The organism is Skermanella aerolata KACC 11604, assembly GCF_000936425.1.
GTDB classification, from domain to species: Bacteria; Pseudomonadota; Alphaproteobacteria; order Azospirillales; family Azospirillaceae; genus Skermanella; species Skermanella aerolata.
In genome coordinates, this window is the sequence record NZ_AVFK01000013.1 from 179,446 (window position 1) to 185,789 (window position 6,344).

8 protein-coding genes are annotated in these 6,344 nt (G+C 63.8%); 7 read left to right on the top strand and 1 reads right to left on the bottom strand.

The window, feature by feature from the left end; all coding sequences use genetic code 11:
- Window positions 1-59: 59 nt before the first annotated feature.
- From N826_RS17505 to N826_RS17530, 6 genes are all read left to right on the top strand, one after another.
- Window positions 60-575, top strand: a complete 516-nt coding sequence (locus N826_RS17505) for a sigma-70 family RNA polymerase sigma factor (RefSeq protein ID WP_044430879.1) — start codon at window positions 60-62, stop codon at window positions 573-575.
- A complete protein-coding gene (locus N826_RS17510; protein WP_044430881.1) occupies window positions 572-1,369 on the top strand; it encodes an anti-sigma factor family protein in 798 nt (265 codons plus the stop codon). The genes N826_RS17505 and N826_RS17510 overlap by 4 nt, the downstream gene beginning before the upstream one ends.
- Before the next feature lie 120 nt (window positions 1,370-1,489).
- Window positions 1,490-1,912 carry a hypothetical protein gene (locus N826_RS17515; protein ID WP_044430883.1) on the top strand — a complete coding sequence of 141 codons (423 nt, stop codon included), beginning with the start codon at window positions 1,490-1,492 and terminating at the stop codon, window positions 1,910-1,912.
- 406 nt (window positions 1,913-2,318) lie between these two features.
- Complete coding sequence (locus N826_RS17520) at window positions 2,319-2,705, top strand: SPW repeat protein (protein ID WP_084720847.1); 387 nt, start codon at window positions 2,319-2,321, stop codon at window positions 2,703-2,705.
- A gap of 93 nt (window positions 2,706-2,798) precedes the next feature.
- Window positions 2,799-3,773 (top strand): DUF2333 family protein, encoded by a 975-nt coding sequence (locus tag N826_RS17525; RefSeq protein WP_044430886.1) that lies wholly within the window; start codon window positions 2,799-2,801, stop codon window positions 3,771-3,773.
- Between the two features lie 17 nt (window positions 3,774-3,790).
- A complete protein-coding gene (locus tag N826_RS17530) occupies window positions 3,791-4,516 on the top strand; it encodes a YqhA family protein (RefSeq protein WP_169789366.1) in 726 nt (241 codons plus the stop codon).
- 491 nt (window positions 4,517-5,007) lie between these two features.
- Here N826_RS17530 and N826_RS17535 read toward each other — a convergent pair whose 3' ends face one another.
- Window positions 5,008-5,754, bottom strand: a complete 747-nt coding sequence (locus N826_RS17535; protein WP_147040329.1) for a hypothetical protein — start codon at window positions 5,752-5,754, stop codon at window positions 5,008-5,010.
- Window positions 5,755-5,997: 243 nt separating this feature from the next.
- Between N826_RS17535 and N826_RS17540 the strand changes: the two genes are divergently transcribed.
- A partial coding sequence (locus N826_RS17540; RefSeq protein WP_044430956.1) for an IS5 family transposase occupies window positions 5,998-6,344 on the top strand: 347 nt, incomplete at its 3' end.

The window sequence follows — 6,344 nt, forward strand, 5'->3', positions numbered from 1 at the left end:
CGGATGAAGACGAAGTTTCGCGCGTTCTTTGGCCAAGCTTGGGTCACAGGAGATCGTGCATGCCTCGTCAATCCGTCGTCGATACACTTCCCGAGCACATTGTCAGCCTGCGCCGCTTCGCCCTGGTCTTGACGCGCAACCGCGATGACGCGGAGGATCTCGTGCAGGAAACTTTGACCCGCGCGATCGCCGCCGTCGACAGCTTCCAGCCTGGCACAGACCTGCGGGTCTGGCTGTTCCGGATCATGAGCAACACCCATGTCAGCACGCTGCGCAAGCGGCAGGTGCGTGACGCGGCCCGAGCCAGCCTGCCCGATCCGGTGATCGAGGCGACGCAGTCGATGCATGTCGAGATCCGGCAGTTGCTCGCTGCCCTCGACGAACTTCCCGATTCCCAGCGCGAAGCCATCGTCCTGATGGCGCTCGAGGATATGAAGTACAAGGACGCCGCACAGGTACTCGACGTTCCGCTTGGTACCTTCATGTCACGTATCGCGCGTGGCCGCGAAGCGCTGCGCCGCGCCATGGAGGGAGTAAAAAGTGTCAGGCTCCGGATAGTTGGAGGCAGCAAATGAAGCCCGCAGTCAGCGAAACCAACCTGAACGCCTACCTTGACGGCCAGCTACCGCCCGACCAGACGACCAATCTGGAGGCACGGTTCGCCGAGGACGCGGAGGCGAGCAACCGCCTCGACGTCATGACCGAACAGAAGAAAATGCTGCGCGCGGCGCTCATGGCAATGCCGGCCAGCGAGGGATCGCCGAAGACACTCGACCTGGAACAGCGGCTCGCCAGCCGTCTTCGGCAGCGGGAGCGTATTTCCTCAGGAACCTGGGCGGCAGGCAGTTGGCTGCGCAAGGTAGCCGCCGCAGTCCTCCTCGTCGCCGCCGGCTGGGGTGGTCACATGACCTATGCCGACCTGTCTCACCCGCTGCCGGAGTATGTGGCGGAAGCGGCCGGTGCGCATCTGGTGTTCGCCGACAACCCGCTGCGTCCGGCGGACGTCGATCCGACGCAGCCTCTTCAGATGGCGTCGTGGCTGTCGAGCCGGCTGGGAAAATCGATCACGGTGCCGTCCCTGGAGCCGCTGAACATTTCGTTCATCAGCGCCCGCCTGCTCGGCACCAAGGAAGGGCCGCTCGCCCAGGTCGTTTACGAGGATCAGGACAGGCATCGCATGACGCTGTCGATCGCGCCGCACAGCTATCAGGGAAATACCGGCATCATCCATGCCGAGCGCGACGGCGTCAACCTCGCCTACTGGAGCGATGCCGAGCTCAGCTACGTTCTGGCGGCAAAGACGACTGCCGCCCAGATCGAGGTGATCGCGGCGGAAATCGTGAACGCCGGACAGGATGCTGCGAAATGAACAGGATATCGCGCTGAGGGCTGCCATTCCCTTGTAAAGGATATGTGGATCATGGATACCCCGCCGACGGCTTTTCGTACCTTGTCTATCCGAATCGGTGCAGTACTGGGGTTGCTCGCCATGACCGTGGGTTTTGTCGGCGGCTACGCGGTTGCACGCCGCGAAGCCCCGGAAACGACACGCATCGTCGCGACCGCGTGCGGGGTTGCACCGGCGGAAGCTCCCTTTGCCCTGCCGATCGGAGCGATCGGCGAGCACGCGCCGCATCTGCCGCTGATGGTCGGTCCGATCAACATCGATGGCCGCACCACCGTGCTCCTTCGGTTCGATCCATCCCTGGATGGAACGGACGATACGGTCATCAGGCTGGGCAACGTCCTGCATCTGCCGAGAACCATCGGCGACCGTCCTTCGCCACCGACGGAGATCCGGTTGAACTGCCGCAACGGCACGCTGGCTGCCGTGCAATACCATCTGGATGACTCGGCCTCCAGCTTCACGGTGGTTCACCACACCGATGACTTTCCGGCATCGGGTTCCTGACGATTACATTGCAGACAAAAAATAAAACAGTGTTTCTGGACGAAACATCGACATGCCGCGTTCTTACGATGACTTCATCAGCAAAGTAAGGAGGCGGTAATGTCAAGTACTCCTGCATCAGAATACAGATTTGCATTAGATGCGACACCGTCGATTACGACAGAGCCGGCCGGTGTCGGCTCCCGCCAGAAGCGGTTGGGCTGGTTCAGCAAACAGTTCTGGCTGAAGCCGCGGGCGTGCAGCCCGATGATCCTGCCACCGGCGAAACGCGGGGCTTTACTCGGGATGACGGTCCGCCTCTTCCGACCGAAATCCTGACGCGCATCACTGCGTCGGATCCGGGACAAGCCAGCCCCAGCCACCCTCCCCCGAACCCGAATTTGTCAACACAACCTTGGAGGTCACGATGACTGGTAGAATGCTCGACCGCTCCTTGCTCACCGGCCGGTCGCCCGATGACATCTTGGCGCTGGTGGCCGGTGTCGCGCTGTTCTTCTCGCCGCTCCTGCTCGGCTTCGGTGACAGCGGTACCGCCGCCTGGATCGCTCCCGTACTCGGCCCCGTAATCGTCGCGGTGGCGGTCAAGTTGCTGATCGCTCCGGCCGACTGGGGTAAATGGGCCTACCTCGCGCTCGGCCTTCTCACATCAGCGGCTCCCTGGATCCTGGACTTCGGCGCGACCGCAACAGCCATGTGGACCCACGTCATCCTCGGAGTCGCCGTAGCCGCCGCCGGCATCCGGCGTCTTTTCGTTCCCTCGCATCCGGTAGGGCCAGACCCGCACGCCACCTGAGCCAGTTCCAGGAGACAGGCCTTCACGGTCTGTCTCCTGGAAGTTGCCTATCCCAATGCCAAGGCATGCAAACGGAAAACGGATCCCATCACCATGTTCAGTGGCCTGTCCCGTTCCTCGCCGCGCCGGTGGACCCGCGCCCTGCTCGGAACCCGCTGGCAACAGGGGCTGCGTCGCGGCCTGCTGCTCACCGCTGCTCTCGCTACCGCCTATGTCGGCATCGGCAGCTTCGCCTACCACCGGATCGACGACGACACCGGCTTCATCGCTCCCGCGCCGACCGCCGGCGGAAGCTACACGATCGACATGGCGATGGCCCTGATCGAGCGGGAAGTCGTGCTTCACGAGTGGCAGCCGAACGATCCGTGGTTCACGCCGGACGGGCTGCTCGACAACACGCCGAACTTCCAGCAGGGCATCATCAGCGCCATCGGCCGGCTGTCGTTCGAGATGCTCGACCAGCTCGGCCGCTCGCGCGGATCGTCCCAGGCCGATCCCGACCTGGAGCGAGCCGCCGGCCTGCTTCAGTTCCCCGGCAACATCTGGATCTTCGACTTCAGCAAGTCGACCATGCCGACCATTCCCAGCGAGGACCAGTACCGCGCCGCCCTGAACGCGCTGATGTCCTACAATACCCGGCTGGCGGCCGGCGAGGCGGTGTTCGACCGCCGGGCCGATAGCCTCGCCGCGACGGTTCTCCGCGTCGCCGCCGATCTCGGCTCCCAGTCGGCGCAGATCGACGCCCATCTCGAGCAATCCAGCGGCTTCATTCTCAACCAGTCGTCCGACGACCTGTTCTACCAGACCAAAGGCAAGCTTTATGCCTACTACCTGCTGCTCCGCGAGATCGGCCACGATTTCGAACGCGTCATCCAGGAGCGCAACCTTCAGGCCGTCTGGGGGCAGGCCATGGTCGGCCTGCGCGAGGCGGCGGAACTCCAGCCCACGGTCGTCCTCGACGCGCCGCCCGACAGCCGCCTGTTCGCCAGCCATCTCGGCAGCCAGGGCTTTTATCTTCTGCGTGCCCTGGTACAGCTCAACGAAGTCGCCAAGGTCCTGGCCGTCTAGCAATGGAACACCAGCTCATGCACCGGCCGCCGACGCTTCACGACCGGATCGATTTGGAGCCGGTGAGGCACCGCCATGCGCCGACCCTGCCGATCCCGGTCATGGAGCCCCGCGACAGGGCCGCTCCTGTCATCGGCCGCCTGATCGGGCGCGTCATCGTGCTCAGCCGCTATATCCTGGTCGTCTTCTATCTCGGGCTGATCGTGGCGCTCGGCATCTACGCCGCCGTCTACGCCCGGATGATCTACGCCATGGCCCTGAGCTACGACGAGATGTCCGGCGTCGAGGCGCTGGCCACCATGCTGTCGCTGATCGACTTCGCCCTGGTCGCGAGCCTGGCCGTCATGGTCATCATCAGCAACTACGAGAACTTCGTCGGTCCGATCGTCTCCGACAGCAACATGGCGATCTCTTGGCTGGCCCATCTCGACCCTGGGGCGCTCAAGATCAAGATCGGCGCCACCATCATCACGATCTCGTCGATCTACCTGCTCAAGGTGCTGATCGACGTCGAGCAGTACCGCAGCCAGGATCTGATGTGGAAGCTCGCCATCTTCGTCACCTTCATCCTGGCGGCCCTGGCGCTGGTGCTGATCGACCGCATCGGCGTGGTCTACCGGGACGCCACCGGCAAGAGCCGCATCGTCCACGACGCGGCCCACAGCCGCCATCCCGACGATGATGCGCCATCCGGCCCGAAGACGTCGACCTCCCCTGCCCCGCCTCCAAAAGGTAGTCACTGAGAGGTTCGCCGAACATTGCATTTGACCTGCCCAAACCAGCAGCCGAGTCTTGAAATGCGAACCGATTTCCCGCTCTCCGAGGCTCGCCGGAAGGGCCAGCGACTGCCGGACTGCGCCTGATAGATGCTGGCGGTCTTCGGTCCAAAGGCCAACCTGATCACCAAGCTCGTCCTGCGCGGAGGTGGCGCCGGTCTGCTGACGCTGCGCGCCTTCGTCCGCTTCAGCTCTATCTTCACCACGGCGCAGGCGCCGCGCGCCCACATGACTTTCCCCGTGGCGGAGGACGGGACGGCCCTGGTTTCGCGCAACTACGACACGCCGGTCAAGAACACGGATGTGACAGTCGGCCGGCTGGAAGACCTCACCCCTGAGGTGGTTTCGGTCGCGATCGACGACTTCCTGCTGCGGGCGCTGAACGCCCGACGGAGGAGCTGCCGGTTCCGGTGCGGGAGCGGGCGCGGTGGTCATGGCGATTACGGCGGCTGTAGCCGTTATGGGAAGAGGCGGTCTTCCGGATCGACGGGGCATACCGTTGGGAAGCTTTTCCCGTCGATATCGAACGCCTCCAACATGCGCGGCGGGACGGCAGGGATGCGGAGGACGGGCGCCGGGCCGGTCGGCGCTGGTCTGGCGGCGGGTGCGGTGCCGGTCTTGGCGGCGGAATGCCAGGGCTTCGGAGCTTGTGGCTGTGCTGGGGGAGCGGCGGTGACGGTGGCGGGTTCGGGCAGGATGGCGGATGGTTCGGGCTGTTCCGGCTGGTCGGCGGGTGGCGGTTCCGCAGGCGGTGCGGGTGCTTCGGTGAGCGGTTCCAGCGGCGGGTCCTCATCCTCACGCGGGTCGAACAGGCAGGTGCTGAGGTCGTCATCTGGACTGTCGGTATAGAGGCTGAAGCGCCGGTCATGGACGATGCCGCGCAGCTTAAGCTTCAGTTCGATCGCCATCAGGGCTGCGGTCGGGCGCTCCAGGCGGATCGCCATCTCCACGACCTGCCCTGTCTCCTCGACCGCCTCGGCGATGGAGGCGTCACGCGCCGCCACCCATTCCCGCCGAAATTCCTCGACACGTAGACGAATGTCACTATTCGCCATCAAAACACTACCCCGCTGCCGCGCACCCTGGGGTGAGTAACCGGCCAGCCGCGACGCCTGGGCGAGGCTGGCGCCGCGTGAGGCGTGGAAGGCGAAAAGCTCCTGACGGGGGAGGAGCCGGCGGGGGGTGGGGGTGGTGGGTGCGGGCACGGCAGGAGCTTTCTTAGACGCAAAAGGACCAGCTATCATGTCCTAGTTTTTGAGCGTTTACAATGATTAAAATCCTATTCTGGTTGATCTCTACCGTTGCAGCTTGTCTATATCCGGTTATGCATTGTACGTCATGGTCAGACATTTCGATCATATGGGTGCATCGTAACTTGCTGACGTCGACTTCTAGGGCCTTTCTGCAAAGCGTTGGCGGATTGAGGAAGGTGTTCCCATATACCCGGTATGGGACGTTATGATTTGACTGATGCACAGTGGGAGCGGCTGAAACCGCTTTTGCCCCCTGAGAGGCCGCGCACTGGGCGGCCGAACCACGACCACCGCACGATCATCAATGGTATTCTCTGGATTGACCGCACCGGAGCGCCCTGGAAGGACCTTCCTGAGCGCTATGGCCCGGTCGGCACGGTATCGAGCCGCTTCTGCCGCTGGCGCAAAGCCGGCATCTGGCAGGGTATCCTGGAGGCGCTTCAGGCTCGTGCTGATCGCCAGGGCCGGGTCGACTGGAGCCTGCATTTCGTCGACAGCACCATCGTCCGCGCCCACCAGCACGCGGCCGGCGCCCGCAAGGC

What these genes read in the sequence shown, in the direction of transcription:
- N826_RS17505 (WP_044430879.1), top strand. Translation starts at nt 60, where the DNA reads ATGCCTCGTCAATCCGTCGTCGATACACTTCCCGAGCACATTGTCAGC.
- N826_RS17520 (WP_084720847.1), top strand. Translation starts at nt 2,319, where the DNA reads ATGACTGGTAGAATGCTCGACCGCTCCTTGCTCACCGGCCGGTCGCCC.
- N826_RS17515 (WP_044430883.1), top strand. Translation starts at nt 1,490, where the DNA reads ATGACCGTGGGTTTTGTCGGCGGCTACGCGGTTGCACGCCGCGAAGCC.
- N826_RS17530 (WP_169789366.1), top strand. Translation starts at nt 3,791, where the DNA reads ATGCACCGGCCGCCGACGCTTCACGACCGGATCGATTTGGAGCCGGTG.
- N826_RS17510 (WP_044430881.1), top strand. Translation starts at nt 572, where the DNA reads ATGAAGCCCGCAGTCAGCGAAACCAACCTGAACGCCTACCTTGACGGC.
- N826_RS17525 (WP_044430886.1), top strand. Translation starts at nt 2,799, where the DNA reads ATGTTCAGTGGCCTGTCCCGTTCCTCGCCGCGCCGGTGGACCCGCGCC.